General features: G+C 69.7%; 14 protein-coding genes and 4 tRNA genes. 10 read left to right on the top strand and 8 right to left on the bottom strand.

The annotated features are described in order from the left end of the window. From ABZ823_RS27325 to ABZ823_RS27315, 3 genes are all read right to left on the bottom strand, one after another. The coding region (locus ABZ823_RS27325) for a DEAD/DEAH box helicase (RefSeq protein ID WP_361665510.1) at positions 1-1,951 on the bottom strand (1,951 nt) is incomplete at its 3' end. Between the two features lie 259 nt (positions 1,952-2,210). Further along, positions 2,211-2,744: a hypothetical protein gene (locus ABZ823_RS27320; RefSeq protein ID WP_361665509.1), complete on the bottom strand. Its 534-nt coding sequence runs from the start codon at positions 2,742-2,744 to the stop codon at positions 2,211-2,213. Between the two features lie 207 nt (positions 2,745-2,951). Next, on the bottom strand, positions 2,952-3,302 hold the full coding sequence (locus tag ABZ823_RS27315) for a metallopeptidase family protein (protein ID WP_361665508.1): 351 nt from the start codon (positions 3,300-3,302) through the stop codon (positions 2,952-2,954). An 85-nt stretch (positions 3,303-3,387) separates the two neighbouring features. On the opposite strand from ABZ823_RS27315, the gene ABZ823_RS27310 reads away from it, so the two are divergent. The 4 genes from ABZ823_RS27310 to ABZ823_RS27295 all read left to right on the top strand — a co-directional run bounded on the left by ABZ823_RS27310 (position 3,388) and on the right by ABZ823_RS27295 (position 5,490). Further along, positions 3,388-5,127 carry a metallophosphoesterase gene (locus ABZ823_RS27310; protein WP_361665507.1) on the top strand — a complete coding sequence of 580 codons (1,740 nt, stop codon included), beginning with the start codon at positions 3,388-3,390 and terminating at the stop codon, positions 5,125-5,127. 80 nt (positions 5,128-5,207) lie between these two features. Continuing rightward, positions 5,208-5,280 (top strand) — tRNA-Glu (locus ABZ823_RS27305). 37 nt (positions 5,281-5,317) lie between these two features. Continuing rightward, positions 5,318-5,392 (top strand) — tRNA-Asp (locus ABZ823_RS27300). Positions 5,393-5,416: 24 nt separating this feature from the next. Then, positions 5,417-5,490 (top strand) — tRNA-Phe (locus tag ABZ823_RS27295). Between the two features lie 379 nt (positions 5,491-5,869). Here ABZ823_RS27295 and ABZ823_RS27290 read toward each other — a convergent pair. Beyond that, positions 5,870-6,124 carry an excalibur calcium-binding domain-containing protein gene (locus tag ABZ823_RS27290; protein WP_361665506.1) on the bottom strand — a complete coding sequence of 85 codons (255 nt, stop codon included), beginning with the start codon at positions 6,122-6,124 and terminating at the stop codon, positions 5,870-5,872. Between the two features lie 406 nt (positions 6,125-6,530). Between ABZ823_RS27290 and ABZ823_RS27285 the strand changes: the two genes are divergently transcribed. The 4 genes from ABZ823_RS27285 (at position 6,531) to ABZ823_RS27270 (ending at position 12,057) form a co-directional block, all read left to right on the top strand. Further along, positions 6,531-7,019: a hypothetical protein gene (locus tag ABZ823_RS27285; RefSeq protein WP_361665505.1), complete on the top strand. Its 489-nt coding sequence runs from the start codon at positions 6,531-6,533 to the stop codon at positions 7,017-7,019. A gap of 84 nt (positions 7,020-7,103) precedes the next feature. After that, the gene (gene hrpA / locus ABZ823_RS27280) at positions 7,104-11,138 is read left to right on the top strand and encodes an ATP-dependent RNA helicase HrpA (RefSeq protein WP_361665504.1); all 4,035 of its coding nucleotides are present in this window, start codon (positions 7,104-7,106) and stop codon (positions 11,136-11,138) included. A gap of 118 nt (positions 11,139-11,256) precedes the next feature. Then, positions 11,257-11,331, top strand: a tRNA-Asp gene (locus ABZ823_RS27275). Between the two features lie 531 nt (positions 11,332-11,862). Beyond that, positions 11,863-12,057 carry a DUF6274 family protein gene (locus tag ABZ823_RS27270; protein ID WP_361665503.1) on the top strand — a complete coding sequence of 65 codons (195 nt, stop codon included), beginning with the start codon at positions 11,863-11,865 and terminating at the stop codon, positions 12,055-12,057. A 497-nt stretch (positions 12,058-12,554) separates the two neighbouring features. Here ABZ823_RS27270 and bldC read toward each other — a convergent pair whose 3' ends face one another. Together bldC and ABZ823_RS27260 are read right to left on the bottom strand one after the other, a co-directional pair. After that, complete coding sequence (bldC, locus tag ABZ823_RS27265; RefSeq protein ID WP_003949541.1) at positions 12,555-12,761, bottom strand: developmental transcriptional regulator BldC; 207 nt, start codon at positions 12,759-12,761, stop codon at positions 12,555-12,557. A 563-nt stretch (positions 12,762-13,324) separates the two neighbouring features. Then, positions 13,325-14,167 carry a hypothetical protein gene (locus ABZ823_RS27260; RefSeq protein WP_361665502.1) on the bottom strand — a complete coding sequence of 281 codons (843 nt, stop codon included), beginning with the start codon at positions 14,165-14,167 and terminating at the stop codon, positions 13,325-13,327. Positions 14,168-14,411: 244 nt separating this feature from the next. Between ABZ823_RS27260 and ABZ823_RS27255 the strand changes: the two genes are divergently transcribed. Beyond that, entirely contained in the window at positions 14,412-15,533 is a 1,122-nt protein-coding gene (locus ABZ823_RS27255; RefSeq protein ID WP_361665501.1) for a Glu/Leu/Phe/Val dehydrogenase dimerization domain-containing protein, read from the top strand. Positions 15,534-15,807: 274 nt separating this feature from the next. Further along, positions 15,808-16,059: a DUF3073 domain-containing protein gene (locus ABZ823_RS27250; RefSeq protein ID WP_361665500.1), complete on the top strand. Its 252-nt coding sequence runs from the start codon at positions 15,808-15,810 to the stop codon at positions 16,057-16,059. 69 nt (positions 16,060-16,128) lie between these two features. Here ABZ823_RS27250 and purM read toward each other — a convergent pair whose 3' ends face one another. Both purM and purF read right to left on the bottom strand, forming a co-directional pair. Then, complete coding sequence (gene purM / locus ABZ823_RS27245) at positions 16,129-17,208, bottom strand: phosphoribosylformylglycinamidine cyclo-ligase (protein WP_361665499.1); 1,080 nt, start codon at positions 17,206-17,208, stop codon at positions 16,129-16,131. Between the two features lie 33 nt (positions 17,209-17,241). Further along, positions 17,242-18,768 (bottom strand): amidophosphoribosyltransferase, encoded by a 1,527-nt coding sequence (gene purF / locus ABZ823_RS27240; RefSeq protein WP_361665498.1) that lies wholly within the window; start codon positions 18,766-18,768, stop codon positions 17,242-17,244. Between the last annotated feature and the right edge of the window lie 17 nt (positions 18,769-18,785).

Genomic DNA, 18,785 nt, shown 5'->3' with positions numbered 1-18,785 from the left:
AGGGACGACGGTCACGGTCGCCGTCGCGGCGGAAACCACCACGGTCGTCACGACGCTCGAACGAACGACCGCCCCGGTCACCGTCACGACGGTCGAAGCCACGCTCACGGTCACGGTCACGGTTGAAGCCGCCCCGGTCGTTGTCCCGGCGGTCACGGTCGAAGGGACGACGGTCACGGTCGCCGTCGCGGCGGAAACCACCACGGTCGTCACGACGCTCGAACGAACGACCGCCCCGGTCACCGTCACGACGGTCGAAACCGCGCTCACGGTCACGGTCGAAACCACGGTCGCGGTCACGGTCGCGGTCGAAACCACGCTCCCGGTCGCCGTCCCGGCGGAAGCCGCCTCGCTCGTCCCGGCGCTCACGACGCTCGTACGACGACGAACCGGCCGAACGCTCCTCGCGCCCGCCCTGCTCGGCGCGCTCGACGCTCTGGGCGCTCGGCTGCTCCGGCACCGAAATACCGGCAGCCGACGCCTCGGCGGTCTCCTGGGACACGCCGGACGTCACCGCCGCTGCGACCACTGCCGCCTCCGGGTCCTCGCCGCGCTCCCGGGCGGCCCGGGCGACCAGTCGGTCGGCCTCCTCGCGCAGCTCGGCCGCGCGCCGCGTGGCCCGCTCCAACTCCTTGGTGAGCTGCGCGACTTCGCGCTCGGCCTGCTGTGCGGCGTTCCCGGCCGACTCGGCCTGGACCTCGGTCATGGAGCGGGCGCCGGTGATCTCGGCGACCTCGGGGTCGAACGCGGCGCCGCCCTGGATGATGTGGCGCGAGGCGTCCACGCCCGCGTCCTCCATCAGCCGGAAGATCTGGCGCCGCTGGTGCGGCAGGGCCAGGGAGACCACCGTGCCCGTACGCCCCGCACGAGCCGTACGTCCGGCGCGGTGCAGGTAGTCCTTGTGGTCCCCGGCGGGGTCCACGTTGAGCACGAGGTCGATTCCGTCGACGTGGATGCCACGGGCCGCGACGTCCGTCGCGACGAGCACGTTGACGTACCCGTCCTTGAAGTCGGCCAGCGTCCGGGTGCGCGCGCCCTGGGTCATGCCGCCGTGCAGCGCGTCCGCCTTCGCCCCGGCGTCGCGCAGCTGTTCGGCCACGCGGTCGGCCCCGAGCTGGGTGCGGACGAAGATGATGGTCCGGCCCTTGCGGGAGGCGATGGCGGCGGTGACCGGGGCCTTGTCCTTGGGCTTCACGATGAGGATGTGGTGCGACATGGTCGTCACGGCACCCTGGGCGGCGTCGACTTCGTGGCTCACCGGCTCGGTGAGGTACCGCTCGACGAGCGTCTGGATCTCGTTCTCCATGGTGGCGGAGAAGAGCATGCGCTGGCCGTCGGCCGGTACCTGGTCGAGCAGTTCGGTGACCTCGGGCAGGAAGCCCAGGTCGGACATCTGGTCGGCCTCGTCGAGTACGGCGATCCGCACGTCCTCGAGGGAGCAGGCGCCTCGGTTGATGATGTCGCGCAGGCGGCCCGGGGTGGCGACCAGGACGTCCACGCCGCGCTCGAGGGCGTAGATCTGGTTGCCCATGGAGGTGCCGCCGCAGACGACCTTCATCTTCAGGCCGAGGACGTCGCCGTAGGGCTGGAGCGCGTCGGCCACCTGCATGGCCAGCTCACGCGTCGGGGTGAGGATGACCGCCCGCGGCTTCTTCTTCTCGGTGTGACCGCCGGCCAGGGTGGCGAGGGTCGGCAGACCGAAGGACAGCGTCTTACCCGAGCCCGTGCGGCCGCGGCCGAGGATGTCCTTGCCCGCCAGCGCGTCCGGGATGGTCGCGGCCTGGATCGGGAAGGGGACGGTGACGCCGTTCTGCGCGAGCTTGCGGACGACACCCTCGGGCAGACCGAGATCCGCGAAGGTGATCTCGGGAGCGGTGTCCTTGTCCTTGGCGTTCTCGGTGTTCTCGGTGTCCTCGGACAGGACGACGTGCTCAGTACTGGCAATAGACATGCGAAATGCGAACCTTCCGGAGTTTACGGCACGCGCCCAAACATCCGTGAAGTCGCAATTGACCGCCTCAATGCGGTCCGGCCACGGCAAGGGAGAGTACGCGCCACACGCGGCGCGTCTTGTTGGCGCCGGGCAAATGGGATCAAACGATCTACCACCATACGCACCCACCCCCACCAAGTGCAAACCGCATCCCTCACGCGCAGGGTGACCCTCGCCACACGAGCCGTCAGGTCGGGTCCGGGCGCCACGGGCCCTCCTACGCCACCGGCTGCCCGGCCTGGGGCGCCGGCTCCCGCACCATCAGCTGCGCGGACTGCTCGTGCGCCGAGGAGGAGGGCTCCGCGGTCGTCGGAGTCGGTGACGGCGGATCGGGCTCACTGGTCGGCGACGGCTCCTCGGTGGCGGTGGGGAGGGGATCTCCCTTCGTCGGGTCGGGCGGTACCGCGCCGCCACCACCCCCGCCGCCGCTGCCCGCCGACTGCCCGCCGCTCGGCTTGGGGTCCTTGGCCCCGGCACCGTGTCCCGACGCCGACGCGGAGGGCGAACCCGAGGCGTCCTTGCCGGACTTCCCCGACTTCGACGCACCATCCTTGGCCGCCGCGCCGCCCAGGTCCCCGCCTCGGCCACCGCCCCACCCCGATCCCCCGTCCGGGGCGGCCCCGCCGTGGCGCCCCGCCGAGTGCGACGGCGGAGGGCTGCCCGCGTCGTCGCCCACGCTCATACAGCCGGCGGCCGCGGCGACGGCGATCGCCGTGACGGCCAGACGGACGGATACGTAACAGGCACGCACGGGCAGCCACCTCCGGGGCGGTGAGAAAAGTCCCCCTGCCCAACTCCCGTGGCCCGCAAGAGGACACGCGCCTCGCACGGAGAGCGTCACGCATCACAGCAACGCGCGCACGACGCATCTCCGTACCCCCGGCGCACGCATCCCGCCTCAGCCGTACTCGGCGCACGCGACCCGCCTCAGCCGTACCCCGGCACAGGGCATCGCGCCTCAGCCGTACCCCAGCGCATGCAGTCGTGCGTCATCGATCCCGAAGTGGTGCGCGATCTCATGCACCACCGTCACCTCGGTCTCCGCGACCACGTCCTCCCGCGTCTCGCAGATCCGCAGGGTCGGCCCGCGGTAGATCGTGATCCGGTCCGGCAGCACGCCCGCGTACCACTCCCCGCGGTCGGTCAGCGGAGTGCCCTCGTAGAACCCGAGCAGCTCGGGGTCGTCGATGGGCGGCTCGTCCTCGACGAACACCGCCACGTTGTCCATCAGCCGTGTCAGCTCCGGCGGGATCCGGTCGAGCGCCTCGGCGACCAGTTCCTCGAACTCCTCGCGCGTCATCTCCAGCACAGGGCCATTGTCCGGTACGACACCCTCATAGGTGAGGCGTCGGGCATCCCGCATACCGGTCCGGCGCTCTGGGCATACGCCACCAATGGTCCGCGTTCCCCTCGTCCTCCGCGTCCCTGTCGCCGGCTGGAACCGCATACGAAGGGCACCCGGCTCTCTCGCCCGGTACTACCGCTCGCTCCGCCCCCAGCCCGCCGCCGAACTGGCCCCGCAGCCGCACCCCTGGCTCCGGGCGCTCGGCATGGTCGCCGTCGTCCTCCTCGGTACCTGGCTCGGCCTGCTGATCGTGGGCAACGTACGGGTACCGGTCGGTCCCGTGAACACCACCATGACCCTGCGCCCCTCGCTCGGCGGCGGCACGAAGATCAACATCTCCCCGCTCGGCGCCCTGCGGCTGGACAGCCACGAGGCCCCCGTGCGCCTCGACGTCAACGTCGACCAGCTCGACCCGGTCCGCGCCCAGGCCCTCGTCGACCACCCGGAACGGATCTCCGGACTCCAGCAGGAGATCACCGCGGACGTCGAGCACGGCACGTTCGACCTGGCGGTCCGCTCCGGTGTGGCGGTGGTCGCCGGGGCGACCGCGCTGGGCCTGGCCGTCTACCGCCGCCCCCGTCGGGCCCTGACGGCCGGCGGGCTGGCTCTCGTGCTGCTCACCGCCTCGGGCGCGACGGCGTACGCCACCTGGAACCCCAAGTCGGTCCTGGAGCCGAAGTTCTCCGGCCTGCTCTCCTCGGCCCCCTCCCTGGTCGGCAACGCGCGCAGCATCGTCACCGAATTCGACGTCTACCAGAAGGAGTTGGCCCGCCTGGTGACAAACGTGACCAAGCTGTACGACGTCACCTCGACCCTCCCGGCGTACGAACCCGACCCGACGACCATCCGGGTCCTGCATGTGTCCGACATCCACCTCAACCCGGCGGGCTGGAAGATCATCGCGTCCCTGGTGCGGCAGTACGACATCAACGTGATCGTCGACTCGGGCGACACCATGGACCACGGCACGGCGGCGGAGAACGCGTTCCTGGACCCGATCGCGGACCTGGGCGCCCCGTACATCTGGGTGCGCGGCAACCACGACTCGCGCACCACCCAGCGCTACCTGGAGCACATGAAGAACGTGCACGTCCTGGACGACGGCAGGGCGATCACGATCGCGGGCCTGCGCTTCGCGGGGATCGGCGACCCGCAGTTCACCCCCGACCGCTCCGTGGCACCCGGCGGTGACCGCGCCGAGGAGCTGGCGGGCGCGCGCCTGGCCTCCGCCCTGCGCGACCAGAAGGCGGCCGGCAAGCCCGTCGACGTGGCGATCGCCCACGAGCCGACGGCCGCCCGTCAGACGGACGGCGAAGTGCCTCTGGTCCTGGCCGGCCATCTGCACCACGAGGAGATGGAGATCATGAAGTACGGCACCCGGCTACGCATCGAGGGCTCGACGGGCGGCAGCGGGCTGCGCGCGGTCGAGCACCAGTACCCGGCGCCCATCGAGGCCTCGATCCTCTACCTGGACCGGAACACCCGCCGTCTCCAGGCGTGGGACGAGATCAGGCTCGGCGGTCTGGGCCAGACCACGGCGGAGGTGAGCCGCCACCTGGCCAAGGAGAACCGGCCGGGCCTGGCCCCGTCCCCCGGCGCCACTTCACCGAGCCCCACACCCAGGGGCCCCTCGGGCACCACTCCGAGCCGCTCAGCCGGCACTCCGAGCCGCTCAGCCGGCACTCCGAGCCGCTCAGCCGGCACTCCGAGCCCCTCCGCCGGCACTCCGAGCCCCTCCGCCGCAGGCTCGAACCGCTCCGGCGCGCCCCTCACGCCGGGCGTCCCCTAAACCGTTTTGGCGAACCCTCGCCCGATCCCATATGCTTCTCACGTCCCCGACGCGCTGCGAAGCGCCCAGGCGGGCCGATAGCCCTCATCGTCTAGCGGCCTAGGACGCCGCCCTTTCAAGGCGGTAGCACGGGTTCGAATCCCGTTGGGGGCACGCGACACCATGTGCGACACTGTCGTACGCGTAGCTTGGTCCTGTGGAGCAGTTTGGAGTGCTCGCCACCCTGTCAAGGTGGAGGCCGCGGGTTCAAATCCCGTCAGGACCGCTGAGGTTTCATGTGAAACCTCGTGGCTGGGTAGCTCAGTTGGTACGAGCGTCCGCCTGAAAAGCGGAAGGTCGCCGGTTCGACCCCGGCCCCAGCCACAGCCGCCCTACCAGGGCAAACACCCCCTCCGGGATCATCCGGAGGGGGTGTTTTCGTCTCGGGTACGCCCATCGGTACGCCAACGGCTCTCACAGGCCGGGAGCCCCGGAGGGATCCGGGGCTGCTGGTCTCTCGGGGCGCGGGCTCTAATGGACAACCGTGCAGACGATTGCGCTCCTCCATACCGATCGTTTGATCGTTCGGCGCGTCTGCCGCCAGGACCGCCCGGCGCAGCGAAAAGCTGCCTGGGGGAGCCCGGCGCCGCTTTCAGCGCTCCGTTGGCCGCCCCGCCCCGGGTAGTAACTGCCACTAGCCAACGCGCAAGGCCCTCACCGGGCCCCCGGCCGTGACCCGGGGCTCGCGGATCACTCCTGACGACTACTCACAGGCGACTCCGTCACTGTCACGGTCCAGGCCGGCCCTGTAGCCGGGGTCGCCCGCGTAGAGGGGCGTGTCCCCCGCCGCACGGGCGGCGGTGCAGTTCTCGTAGTACACCGAGCTTCCCCCACCGCTGCCGCTGCTTCCGCTGCCGCTACTGCCGCTGCTGTCGCTGCTCCCGCTGCCGTCGCTGCCCCCGCTGCCGGTGTTCGCCTGAGCGGTGACGGTGGCGCGCACCGTCTTCGTGGCCGTCACCGTGACAGTCGGCGCGGGCCGGGGAGTAGCGGTAACGGTCACCGTAGGCGTCGCAGTCACGGAAGGCGTCACGACAGGCGCCGCCTTCGCCTGGGCGGCCGGCTTGCTGCTGTGGGTGTCCCCACCAGCCGCGCCCATGCCCACGCCGACCAGCCACGCGACGACGACGACCGGGATGACGACCCGCTTCCTCGCCCACTTCTTCGGCTGCGCCGGCCCGACCGGTGCAGGCCCCCGGCCCGGGGTAAGTGGGCTGCTGACCCCAAGACATGGTCCCCCCAAGGGATTACATGGTGGATGTAGAGGCCATGAACCTATCTTGCGGGTCAGGTGAGGATTCCGTGAGAGGAGTTGACCGTGGCGGAGTTGTGACTGCTCCGAGTCATTGCGGGAGCCGGAGCTTGGCATGTTCGTGCCCGGGCGCTACCTTCTGGCGGTCGACGCAGCCGTGCGGGTGGGGGAGATCATGAGCCGGGACCAGACGAAGGTCATGGGGGACGCCGAGCTGGAGAAGGACCGGGCTCGTTTCGGTCTGCTCGCAGTGATCATCAGCAACCTCGCCATCGCCGGGGTCGCGATCTTCGGGGTGTGGCGCCTGGACGGCGACAAGTCCGTGATCGTCGGCGTCCTCACCGCGGCCTTCACCGCCGTCAGCAGCATGACCACCGCCTATCTGGGCATCAAGGCCGTCTCCAACACCGCCAAGTCGATGTTCCAGGACAGAACGGCCCGCACCCAGACCGCCCCGGCTTCCCCTGCCACGGCTTCGGCGACCCCGGCTCCGGCTCCGGCTCCGGCTCCGGCTCCGGCTCCGGCTCCGGCTCCCACAGCCTCCTCGACCCCCACCTCCCCGGTCCCCGCCGAACCGGCCTCGCCCAGGCCGGGCGCCGACTGAGCGTAAGTGGGGGCAGCGCCCGGAGAATCGCCGGGGACAAATCGTTAGCCATGAATTTCGCCAAGGTGAGATCCTGGACCGCGTATGTCTACGCATCCCGCCCCCGCCCTCGGCGCCCTCGCCCCCCGCCTGGCCCAGCTGTCCCTGCGCGACGCGCAGCGTCTCGGGCGCAGGCTCGAAGGTGCGCGCAAGATCCGCAAGCCCGAGGCCCGGGCCGCCGTGCTCGCCGAGATCGAGGCGGAGGTCGCCAAGGCCGAGGGCCGGATCGCCGAGCGCGCCGTCCGTGTCCCCGCCGTCACCTACCCCGAGCAGCTGCCGGTCAGCCAGAAGAAGGACGAGATCGCCGCCGCCATACGCGACCACCAGGTCGTGATCGTGGCGGGCGAGACCGGCTCCGGCAAGACCACCCAGATCCCCAAGATCTGCCTTGAGCTCGGCCGTGGCGTCCGCGGCATGATCGGGCATACCCAGCCCCGCCGTATCGCCGCCCGGACGGTCGCCGAGCGGGTGGCCGAGGAGCTCGACACGCCGCTCGGCGAGGCGGTCGGCTGGAAGGTCCGCTTCACCGACCAGGTGAACCCGGACGCCACCTTCATCAAGCTCATGACGGACGGCATCCTGCTCGCCGAGATCCAGACGGACCGCGAGCTGCGCGCCTACGACACCATCATCATCGACGAGGCCCACGAGCGGTCCCTCAACATCGACTTCCTGCTCGGCTACCTCGCCCAGCTCCTCCCCCGGCGCCCGGACCTCAAGGTCGTCATCACCTCGGCCACGATCGACCCCGAGCGCTTCTCCCGGCATTTCGGCGATGCCCCGATCGTCGAGGTCAGCGGCCGTACCTACCCGGTGGAGGTGCGCTACCGCCCCCTCCTCGAGGAGGACTCCGACGACGCCGACCGCGACCAGATCACCGCGATCACGGACGCCGTGGAGGAGCTGATGGCCGAGGGCCAGGGCGACATCCTGGTCTTCCTCTCCGGCGAACGGGAGATCCGCGACACCGCGGACGCCCTGACCAAGAAGCAGTACCCCCGGGCCGGAGGCGCTGACTGGCAGAGCACCGAGATCCTCCCCCTGTACGCCCGGCTCTCCCATGCGGAGCAGCACCGCGTCTTCCAGCAGCACACCGGCCGCAGGATCGTTCTGGCCACGAACGTCGCCGAGACCTCCCTCACCGTCCCGGGCATCAAGTACGTCATCGACCCCGGCTTCGCGCGCATCTCCCGCTACAGCCACCGCACCAAGGTCCAGCGCCTGCCCATCGAGGCGATCTCCCAGGCCAGCGCGAACCAGCGCAAGGGCCGCTGCGGCCGTACGTCGGACGGCATCTGCATCCGGCTGTACAGCGAGGACGACTTCGACGCCCGGTCCGAGTTCACCGACGCCGAGATCCTCCGTACGAACCTGGCCTCCGTCATCCTCCAGATGACCGCGGCCGGTCTCGGCGACATCGAGAAGTTCCCCTTCATCGACCCGCCGGACCACCGCAACATCCGCGACGGCGTCCAGCTCCTCCAGGAACTGGGCGCACTGGACCCGACCCAGAAGGACCCGCGCAAGCGCCTCACCGACACCGGCCGCAAGCTCGCGCAGCTGCCCGTCGACCCGCGTCTCGCGCGCATGGTGCTGGAGGCGGACAAGAACGGCTGTGTCCGCGAGGTCATGGTCATCGCCGCAGCCCTGTCCATCCAGGACCCGCGCGAGCGCCCCGCCGACAAGCAGGCCCAGGCCGACCAGCAGCACGCCCGCTTCAAGGACGAGACGAGCGACTTCCTCGCCTACCTCAACCTGTGGCGCTACATCCGCGAACAGCAGAAGGAACGCGGCTCGTCGTCGTTCCGCAGGATGTGCAAGCAGGAGTACCTCAACTTCCTGCGCATCCGCGAATGGCAGGACATCTACACCCAGCTGCGCACGGTCGCCAAGCAGATGGGCATCCATCTGAACGAGCAGGACGCCCCGGCGGACCGCATCCACATCTCGCTGCTGGCCGGTCTGCTCTCGCATATCGGGCTGAAGGACGTGAAGGAGTCCAAGGACGCCGGCCCCGGCACGCGCAGGGACGGTGGACGCAACGAGTACGTCGGGGCCCGCAACGCCAAGTTCGCGATCTTCCCCGGCTCGTCCCTGTTCAAGAAGCCGCCGCGTTTCGTGATGTCGGCCGAGCTCGTCGAGACCTCCCGCCTGTGGGCGCGGGTCAACGCGAAGATCGAGCCCGAGTGGGTCGAGCCGCTCGCCGACCACCTGCTCAAGCGGACGTACAGCGAACCGCACTGGGAGAAGGACCAGGCGGCCGTGATGGCGTACGAGAAGGTCACGCTCTACGGCGTCCCTATCGTGGCCCAGCGGAAGGTGAACTACGGGCGCATCGACCCGGAGGCGAGCCGCGAGCTGTTCATCCGCAACGCCCTCGTCGAGGGTGACTGGCGCACGCACCACAAGTTCTTCGCCGACAACCGCAGGCTCCTCACCGAGGTCGAGGAGCTGGAGCACCGTGCCCGCCGCCGGGGCATCCTCGTCGACGACGAGACGCTGTTCGACTTCTACGACCAGCGGGTGCCCGAACACGTGGTGTCCGGGGCCCACTTCGACTCCTGGTGGAAGCACAAACGGCAGGAGCAGCCCGACTTCCTCGACTTCGAGCGCGAGATGCTCATCAACGAGAAGGCGGGCGCGGTCACCAAGGACGACTACCCCGACTCCTGGCGCCAGGGCCGGCTGAAGTTCCGGGTCACGTACCAGTTCGAGCCGGGCGCGGACGCGGACGGCGTGACCGTCCACATCCCGTTGCAGGTCCTCAACCAGGTCACGGAGGAGGGCTTCGACTGGCAGATCCCGGGCCTGCGGGAGGAACTGGTCACCGAGCTGATCCGCTCCCTGCCCAAGCCCATCCGGCGCAACTACGTGCCGGCGCCGAACTACGCGAAGGCGTTCCTGGACAAGGCGCCCTCCCCGGAGGGGCGCGATCAGTCGCAGTCGCAGTCCCTCCAGGAGCCGCTGACCACGGCGATGACGCGCGAGCTGAAGCGCATGGTCGGCGTCCCCTTCGAGGCCGACGACTTCGACTGGTCCAAGGTGCCCGACCACCTGAAGATCACCTTCCGGGTCGTCGACGAGCGACGCCGCAAGCTGGCCGAGGACAAGGATCTCCAGGCGTTGAAGCTCCGGCTGAAGCCGAAGGCGCGCCAGGCCCTCTCGCAGGCCGCGGCGGCCACGGCCGAGCGGCAGGGCGGGGAGTCCCTGGAGCGTACGGGTCTGACGGACTGGACGATCGGCACGCTCACCCGCGTCTTCGAGACGCGGCGCGCCGGCCAGCCGGTCAAGGCGTACCCCGCGGTGGTCGACGACGGTGACACGGTCTCCGTACGCCTCTTCGACACGGAGGAGGAGCAGGCGCAGGCGATGTGGAAGGGCACGCGGCGCCTGATCCTGCGGAACATCCCCGTCAACCCGGCGAAGTTCGCCTCCGAGAAGCTGACGAACCAGCAGAAGCTCGGCCTGTCCGCGAACCCGCACGGCTCGATCCAGGCCCTGTTCGACGACTGCGCGACGGCCGCGGCGGACAAGCTGATCGGGGACTTCGGTGGACCCGCGTGGGACGAGGAGTCCTACCGGAAGCTGTACGACAAGGTGCGGGCGGAGATCGTCGACACGACGGTCCGTACGGTCGGTCAGGTGCAGCAGGTGCTGGCCGCGTGGCAGGCCTGTGAGCGCCGTCTGAAGGCCGTACGGAGCCCGGCGCTGCTGCCGAACCTGGCGGACGTACGGGCCCAGCTGGACGCCCTCGTGAAGCCCGGCTTCGTCACGGAGGCGGGCATCCGGCGCCTGCCCGATCTGATGCGGTATCTGGTCGCGGCGGACCGCCGGCTGCAGCAGATGCCGACGAACGTCCAGCGGGACACCACGCGCATGGCGAAGGTCCACGAGATGCGGGACGAGTACGCGTGGCTGCTGGAGCAGTTGCCGCAGGGGCGCCCCGTGCCCTCCTCGGTGCTGGACATCCGCTGGATGATCGAGGAGCTGCGCGTCAGCTACTTCGCGCACGCGCTGGGCACGGCGTACCCGGTCTCGGACAAGCGCATCGTGAAGGCGATCGACGCGGCGGTGCCGTAACGACTCGTTCACGGTGGGTGAGTTCGACCAGGCGCTCACCCTCCTGTACAGTCTCTTCTCGCAGCGCACCGCACACGGCTCCGGAGATCCGGTCCCGTCGGGCGGACGCCGCGAACCTGGTCCTGTGGAGCAGTTTGGAGTGCTCGCCACCCTGTCAAGGTGGAGGCCGCGGGTTCAAATCCCGTCAGGACCGCAGCGAGGCCCCGTATCCATGTCGGATGCGGGGCTTTTCCGTGCCGTTACCGCGCCCTGCCACGCCGCCCCACCATGAGCCCCGGTACTCCACTGCCGTACAGCGGCAACTCCAAGGCCCCGGGTTCTCGCCGGGGGCCTCGTCCCGGACGCGCCGTCAGCATTCGGAATGACTCGTCCGGCGCCCCAGGTGTCTCCGGTGCCTTGGGTGCCCTCGGCGCCCCGGGCGCACCGGCACCTTGGACTTCCCGCCGTCGCCGTCTTCGGCGTTCCAGGCACCTTCGACGCCCCGGCGCCTCCGCCGCCCCTCGCACTCCCTTGCCGTCCTAGCCGCCCTCCCCGCCCTCCCCGCCCTCGGCGGCTCCGGCATCCTCGCCGGCGGCCCAGCGAGCGTCGTCCCGTGCGCATCCGGGATGCCGAGTTCCCGGCGGCGCGCGCGCTCTGCGGGTTCCGGGGTGTCTTGACGGCGTCACCTTCCGCCGGTACCCAGAAGTCAGGGCCCTGCCGGTGCGGGCCCCTGGGGAGGTGGCGTATGGCGGCGTCCGCTCGGCACGAGACCCGTGCTCTGCTCCGTGCCCATCTGTCCGCCGCTTCCGGGTACCGGCATCTGACGCGGCGCTGCGCGGTCTGCCATCACCTTCTGCGGCTGGCCATGGAGCCCGGCCAGCGGGAGGAGGACGGCCCCGGGACAGTTCCCGAGGAGGAGGACCGCCCCGCCACGGCGTGAGCCGGCCTCACAGCGCGGTCACCAAGGGGGTTGGCTGGGGGTCCGCCGGGGCACTCCTGGACGTACGGCCCACCCAACACCCGTGCCTCACAACGGTGTTCCGTTAACAAGGACATCATGAACAGCACAAGACCTCGGGCGTGTGACGGGTGTCACCGCACAAGTTTCTGGAACCGGCGAACTTACACCCCTCCTACAATGGGTCAATTTAATATGTGCAATTGCACTCTCTCCTGAGGTTCCGCACAGCAGATCCGACACCCCTCCTCAGACTCCGACAAGGCCGCTCACAGCTCGGCCCCACATCGCCTGATCAGGGCACAAAAAAGATCGCGCTGGACCCGGCGGAGTCCAGCGCGATCGACGACGCACCCTGTCGTGCCTCTACTGACCGTGGGCGAGGGCCCTGTTGGGGCAGGACCCGCGTCGTTTGGAGCTGTGGTTCGGACGTCGCGGCAGATTGGGGGACCTGCCGAAATGTCCGGCTATGCAGTTGTTCAGGCCTCGCTGCGCTGCTGCGGGATGCCCGCGAGCAGGGCGCGGACCTCAGCCTCGCGGTAGCGGCGGTGCCCGCCGAGCGTGCGAATCGACGTGAGCTTGCCGGCCTTCGCCCACCGCGTGACCGTCTTGGGGTCGACGCGGAACATCGTGGCGACCTCAGCCGGGGTCAGCAGCGGCTCGGCATCAGGGGTGCGAGCGGTCATGAGCGGCCTCCTCGGGAGAACCGAACCTTCTCGGTTCTTTCCTCTAAATTCTGCACCTTGACCCGCGTTGCCCGAAATGGCGGACGCGAGTCGAGTCGGTTATAGGACGAACGGCTTGTCCTCGGCACTACAACTACACCATCTGTCCAGCCGCGTCGGCCAAACCGATGGAATTGCCCTCCCAGGTGTCCATCAGCGACGGAAGCCGATGGACCATGCCATAGCGGACAGTCACGCCACTGTGACGATCAGTCACAGGGTGATCGGAAGCCACCAGAACCCCCAAAGAGTGCAATGCTGAGATTCCGCCCATAAGTGGTGCCAAGTGGGCAGAAGGAGCCTCCCCCGGACTCCTTGTCCTATTTTGGCATGAGGAGGGCCGTAAGACGCAAGGTCCTTGTAAGTGCCGTCCGTCACGCTTGACGGCATAAGCCCGGATCGAGACCTACGTCCCCCGGCCGACCTGTGGCACGTCAACCATGGGCCAAGGGTTGTCACTTCACCATGTCTCGCAGGTCACAATTCGTGCACTGGTTCCCGAAGGCCCCCTCGCGGGACCGCCCTCAGTTCGCCGAGCGACGGTCCCGCACGGCCCGCCAGCGCTCCACCAGCCGCCCGTACGCCTCCCCGGCCGCCACCCCGTCCCCGTTCCGCAGGGCCTCGATACCCGCCGCCACGTCCGCCGCCGAGTGATCCCCGTCCAGCTCCGCGGGCGGCAGGACATGGACGAGCCCGCCATAGTCCAGCTCGACCAGCGACCGCGGATGGAACTCCTCCAGCCACCGCCCCACGTCCACCAGACCATCGATCAGCGGCCCCTCGTCGATGGCGTCCCTCAGGGTCCGCAGCGCCCGCGCGGTGCGCCGTCGTGCCTGCACCATGGGCGTGCGGTACCGCAGCATCGGGGGAACCTCGGCGGACCCCTTCTCGAATCTGCGCTCCTCGTCGGAGACCAGCGCGAACCAGTTCAGCGGCACCTGCCAGGTCGCGGTCCGGATCCACGGCCGGGCGTCCGGATTGCGCTCGAGCCAGCGCTCGTAGTCCTGTGCGGCCTGGCGCCGCACGACCGGCGGCAGGACCGCGTCCAGGACCGCCGCCGGCAGATTCTGCGCCAGCTCTCCGAGGGCCTGCCAGCCGCGCAGCCGGGTGCGCCACGGGCAGACGCACACCACCCCGTCGACCTCGGTCACAAAGGCGTCGCCGCTCTCGTGCACCGGCACCGCGACCGGCGGCGTGGGCACCAAGTCGGCGAGTGAGCGACGCAGTTCGTCCTGGTACGAGGGGCGGTCGGTACGTCGGGCGTAGCGCGCCCAGTGGCTGCGTTCCGGTTCAGGGAAGGCGGCCAGCGGTTCGTACACCCGCAAATAGGACGCGTACGGGACGATCACCGAGGACACCTTGGGCACGCCTGCTCCCTCCCCATCGGACCCGACGCGAAACCCGTCCGGGCGCGGCCCGAACGAGCCCGGACGAGGTGGAAAACCATTGCAAATCGTCCCACGAACCGGTCTCGGTGTACTCCGAGGGAGGGTGATCCTCGGCACTGCGCGGCTGGCGGGGGCCCGCACGCTCTACTCTCATGCCCACGGGCCCCGCCACCCGCACGGGGACCCGCCCCCAACCGCCGCTACTCCACCGGGAGTCACCACCGTGACCGACGTAACCGACGGCGTCCTGCACACCCTGTTCCGCTCGGACCAGGGAGGCCACGAACAGGTTGTCCTCTGCCAGGACCGGGCCAGTGGCCTCAAGGCCGTCATCGCGATCCACTCCACCGCCCTGGGCCCCGCGCTCGGCGGCACACGCTTCTACCCGTACGCGACCGAGGAGGAGGCCGTCGCCGACGCGCTGAACCTCGCCCGCGGGATGTCGTACAAGAACGCCATGGCCGGGCTCGACCACGGCGGCGGCAAGGCCGTGATCATCGGTGACCCCGAGCGGATCAAGACCGAGGAGCTGCTGCTCGCGTACGGCCGTTTCGTGGCCTCGCTCGGCGGTCGGTACGTCACCGCCTGTGACGTCGGCACCTACGTCGCCGACATGGACGTCGTGGCGCGCGTGTGCCCCTGGACCACCGGCCGCTCTCCGGAGAACGGCGGCGCGGGCGACTCCTCCGTCCTGACCGCGTACGGCGTCTTCCAGGGCATGCGGGCCTCGGCCCAGCACCTGTGGGGCGACCCCACCCTACGCGGGCGCAAGGTAGGTATCGCGGGCGTCGGCAAGGTCGGGCACTACCTGGTCCGGCATCTGCTGGAGGACGGCGCCCAGGTCGTGATCACGGATGTGCGTTCCGATGCCGTGCGCCGGGTCACCGACGCGCACCCCGAGGTGGCCGTGGCCGCCGACACCGACGCCCTCGTCCGCACCGAGGGCCTCGACATCTACGCGCCCTGCGCGCTCGGTGGCGCGCTCAACGACGACTCCGTGCAGGTGCTGACGGCCAAGGTGGTGTGCGGCGCGGCCAACAACCAGCTCGCCCACCCCGGGGTGGAGAAGGACCTCGCCGACCGCGGGATCCTGTACGCCCCCGACTACGTCGTCAACGCCGGCGGTGTCATCCAGGTGGCGGATGAGCTGAACGGCTTCGACTTCGACCGGTGCAAGGCCAAGGCGGCGAAGATCTTCGACACCACGCTGGCCATATTCGCACGTGCGAAGGAGGACGGTATTCCGCCGGCTGCGGCGGCCGACCGGATCGCCGAGCAGCGGATGGCGGAGGCGCGGACGGGGTCTCTTTCGGGGGCCCTCCCCGGGGGTGCCGCACGGCTTTGACCGGTACCCGCCGATGGGAGGTTGGAGAGAACTCTCACTCTTATCGGCGGGTCGCCCGCCAATAAGTGGTTAAAATCGCCCGTGACCAGCGAGGACGGGGCGCCTCGACGGTTGTGTGCACACGCCCGCCCTGCGGGCGACGTACCGTATGGGCGTGGGCTCAGGTACCGTGGAAGCCCTACGGACCGGTCTCTCCGCGGAGAGCCCGTTCCGGATCATGAACGCGTGTCAAGACTCTGGGGCCGTCGAGCCCCGTCGTTGAGGGGGTCGAGCCATGGGGCGCGGCCGGGCCAAGGCCAAGCAGACGAAGGTCGCCCGCCAGCTGAAGTACAACAGCGGTGGGACGGACCTCTCACGCCTGGCCGAGGAGCTGGGCGCATCGACGTCGAACGCGTCGCCTAACGGCGACCGGTTCGAGGACGATGAGCACGACGACGACCTGTACGCACGGTACGCCGACCTTTACGAGGACGACGACGAGGACGAGGACGAACAGTCCCCGCAGCAGCGTCGCCGCGGCGCTTGACCCTGCACTGAACTCCCACCCGGTCCGTGGCCCTGGCCACGGACCGGGTTCTGTGCTGTCCGCCGTGGCTCAGCCCGCGTAGTCGCCCACCAGGGCCGCACCCGTCTCGTGGTCGCCCCGGCCGGTGATCTCGCCGGCGACCCACGCCTCGACGCCGCGGTCGGCCAGTGCGGCGAGCGCGACATCCGCCGACTGCTCGGGGACGATCGCGATCATGCCGACGCCCATGTTCAGCGTCTTCTCCAGCTCCAGGCGCTCCACGCCGCCGCTCTTCCCGACGAGTTCGAACACCGGAGCAGGGGTCCAGGTGGACCGGTCGACGACGGCGTGCAGACCGTCCGGGATCACCCGCGCCAGGTTGGCCGCGAGCCCGCCACCGGTGATGTGGCTGAACGCGTGTACCTCGGCGGTGCGGGTCAGGGCCAGGCAGTCCAGCGAGTAGATCTTCGTGGGCTCGAGCAGCTCCTCGCCGAGGGTGCGGCCCAGCTCCTCGACATGCCGGTCGAGGCCGAGCTTCGCCCGGTCCAGGAGAACGTGCCGGACCAGCGAGTACCCGTTCGAGTGAAGTCCGGAGGCGGCCATGGCGATCACCGTGTCACCCTCGCGGATGCGTTCGGCGCCCAGCAGCCGGTCGGCCTCCACAACGCCCGTACCGGCGCCCGCGACGTCGAAGTCGTCCTCACCGAGGAGGCCGGGGTGTTCGGCGGTCTCACCGCCCACCAGGGCGCATCCCGCCAGCACACAGCCCTCCGCGATGCCCTTCACGATCGCGGCGACGCGTTCGGGGTGGACCTTGCCGACGCAGATGTAGTCGGTCATGAACAGCGGCTCGGCACCGCACACCACGATGTCGTCCATGACCATGGCCACCAGGTCGTGGCCGATGGTGTCGTAGACGCCCATACGGCGCGCGATGTCGACCTTGGTGCCGACGCCGTCGGTGGCGGAGGCGAGCAGCGGACGCTCGTAGCGCTTGAGGGCGGAGGCGTCGAAGAGGCCTGCGAAGCCGCCGAGGCCACCGAGGACCTCGGGCCGCTGCGTCTTCTTCACCCACTCCTTCATGAGCTCCACGGCGCGGTCGCCCGCTTCGATGTCGACGCCCGCTGCTGCGTAGCTGGCGCCGCCCTCGGCACTGATGGTCTCAGACATGACGATGAGAACTTTCGTGTCGTACGGCAGGTGTCACGGGCGACGGATCGCGTCGGCCGCGGCCGTGGCGGCCGGACCGGACGCCAGCTCGGTCTCCAGCAGCTGCTTGCCCAGCAGCTCCGGGTCGGGCAGCTCCATCGGGTACTCCCCGTCGAAGCAGGCCCGGCACAGGTTCGGCTTGGCGATGGTGGTCGCCTCGATCATGCCGTCGAGGGAGATGTACGCCAGGGAGTCGGCGCCCAGCGAGGTGCCGATCTCCTCGATCGTCATGCCGTTGGCGATCAGCTCGGCGCGGGTGGCGAAGTCGATGCCGAAGAAGCAGGGCCACTTCACCGGCGGGGAGGAGATCCGGATGTGTACCTCGGCGGCGCCCGCCTCGCGCAGCATCCGCACCAGCGCGCGCTGGGTGTTGCCGCGCACGATCGAGTCGTCCACGACGACCAGGCGCTTGCCCTTGATGACTTCCTTCAAGGGGTTCAGCTTCAGCCGGATACCGAGCTGGCGAATGGTCTGCGAGGGCTGGATGAAGGTGCGGCCGACGTACGCGTTCTTCACCAGGCCGGCGCCGAACGGAATCCCGGACGCCTCCGCGTAACCGATCGCGGCGGGGGTCCCGGACTCGGGCGTCGCTATGACCAGATCGGCCTCGACGGGCGCCTCCTTGGCCAGACGGCGGCCCATCTCGACGCGCGAGAGGTGGACGTTCCGGCCGGCGATGTCGGTGTCCGGGCGGGCCAGGTACACGTACTCGAAGACACAGCCGCGGGGCTTCGCTTCCGCGAATCGCGAGGTGCGCAGTCCGTTCTCGTCTATCGCGACGAACTCGCCGGGCTCGATCTCGCGGACGAAGCTGGCGCCTGTGATGTCGAGGGCGGCGGTCTCCGAGGCGACAACCCAGCCGCGCTCGAGCCGGCCGAGGACCAGTGGGCGTATGCCCTGCGGATCACGGGCCGCGTACAGGGTCTGCTCGTCCATGAAAACGAGCGAGAAGGCACCCCTGACCTGCGGCAGGACCTTGGCGGCCGCTTCCTCGACGGTCAGCGGCTTGCCGTCGTCGTCCACCTGGCCGGCGAGAAGGGCCGTGACCAGGTCGGTGTCGTTCGTGGCGGCCACCTGCGTGGCACGGCCGTTGTCCTTGGGGAGGTCGGCGACCATCTCGGCGAGCTGCGCCGTGTTGACGAGGTTGCCGTTGTGACCGAGTGCGATCGAGCCGTGCGCCGTGGCCCGGAACGTCGGCTGGGCGTTCTCCCAGACGGAGGCGCCGGTGGTCGAGTAGCGGGCGTGTCCGACCGCGATGTGACCCTGGAGCGAACCGAGCGAGGTCTCGTCGAAGACCTGGGAGACCAGGCCCATGTCCTTGAAGACGAGGATCTGGGAGCCGTTGCTGACCGCGATTCCCGCGGATTCCTGACCCCGGTGCTGGAGGGCGTAGAGCCCGAAGTACGTGAGTTTTGCGACCTCTTCGCCCGGAGCCCAGACACCGAAGACGCCACACGCGTCCTGGGGGCCTTTCTCACCGGGGAGCAGATCGTGATTGAGTCGACCGTCACCACGTGGCACGCCACCGAGTGTAGGCG

The sequence above is a fragment of the Streptomyces sp. NPDC047079 genome (assembly GCF_040643755.1).
GTDB lineage: Bacteria > Actinomycetota > Actinomycetes > Streptomycetales > Streptomycetaceae > Streptomyces.
This window is presented reverse-complemented; position numbering and strand designations above follow the sequence as displayed.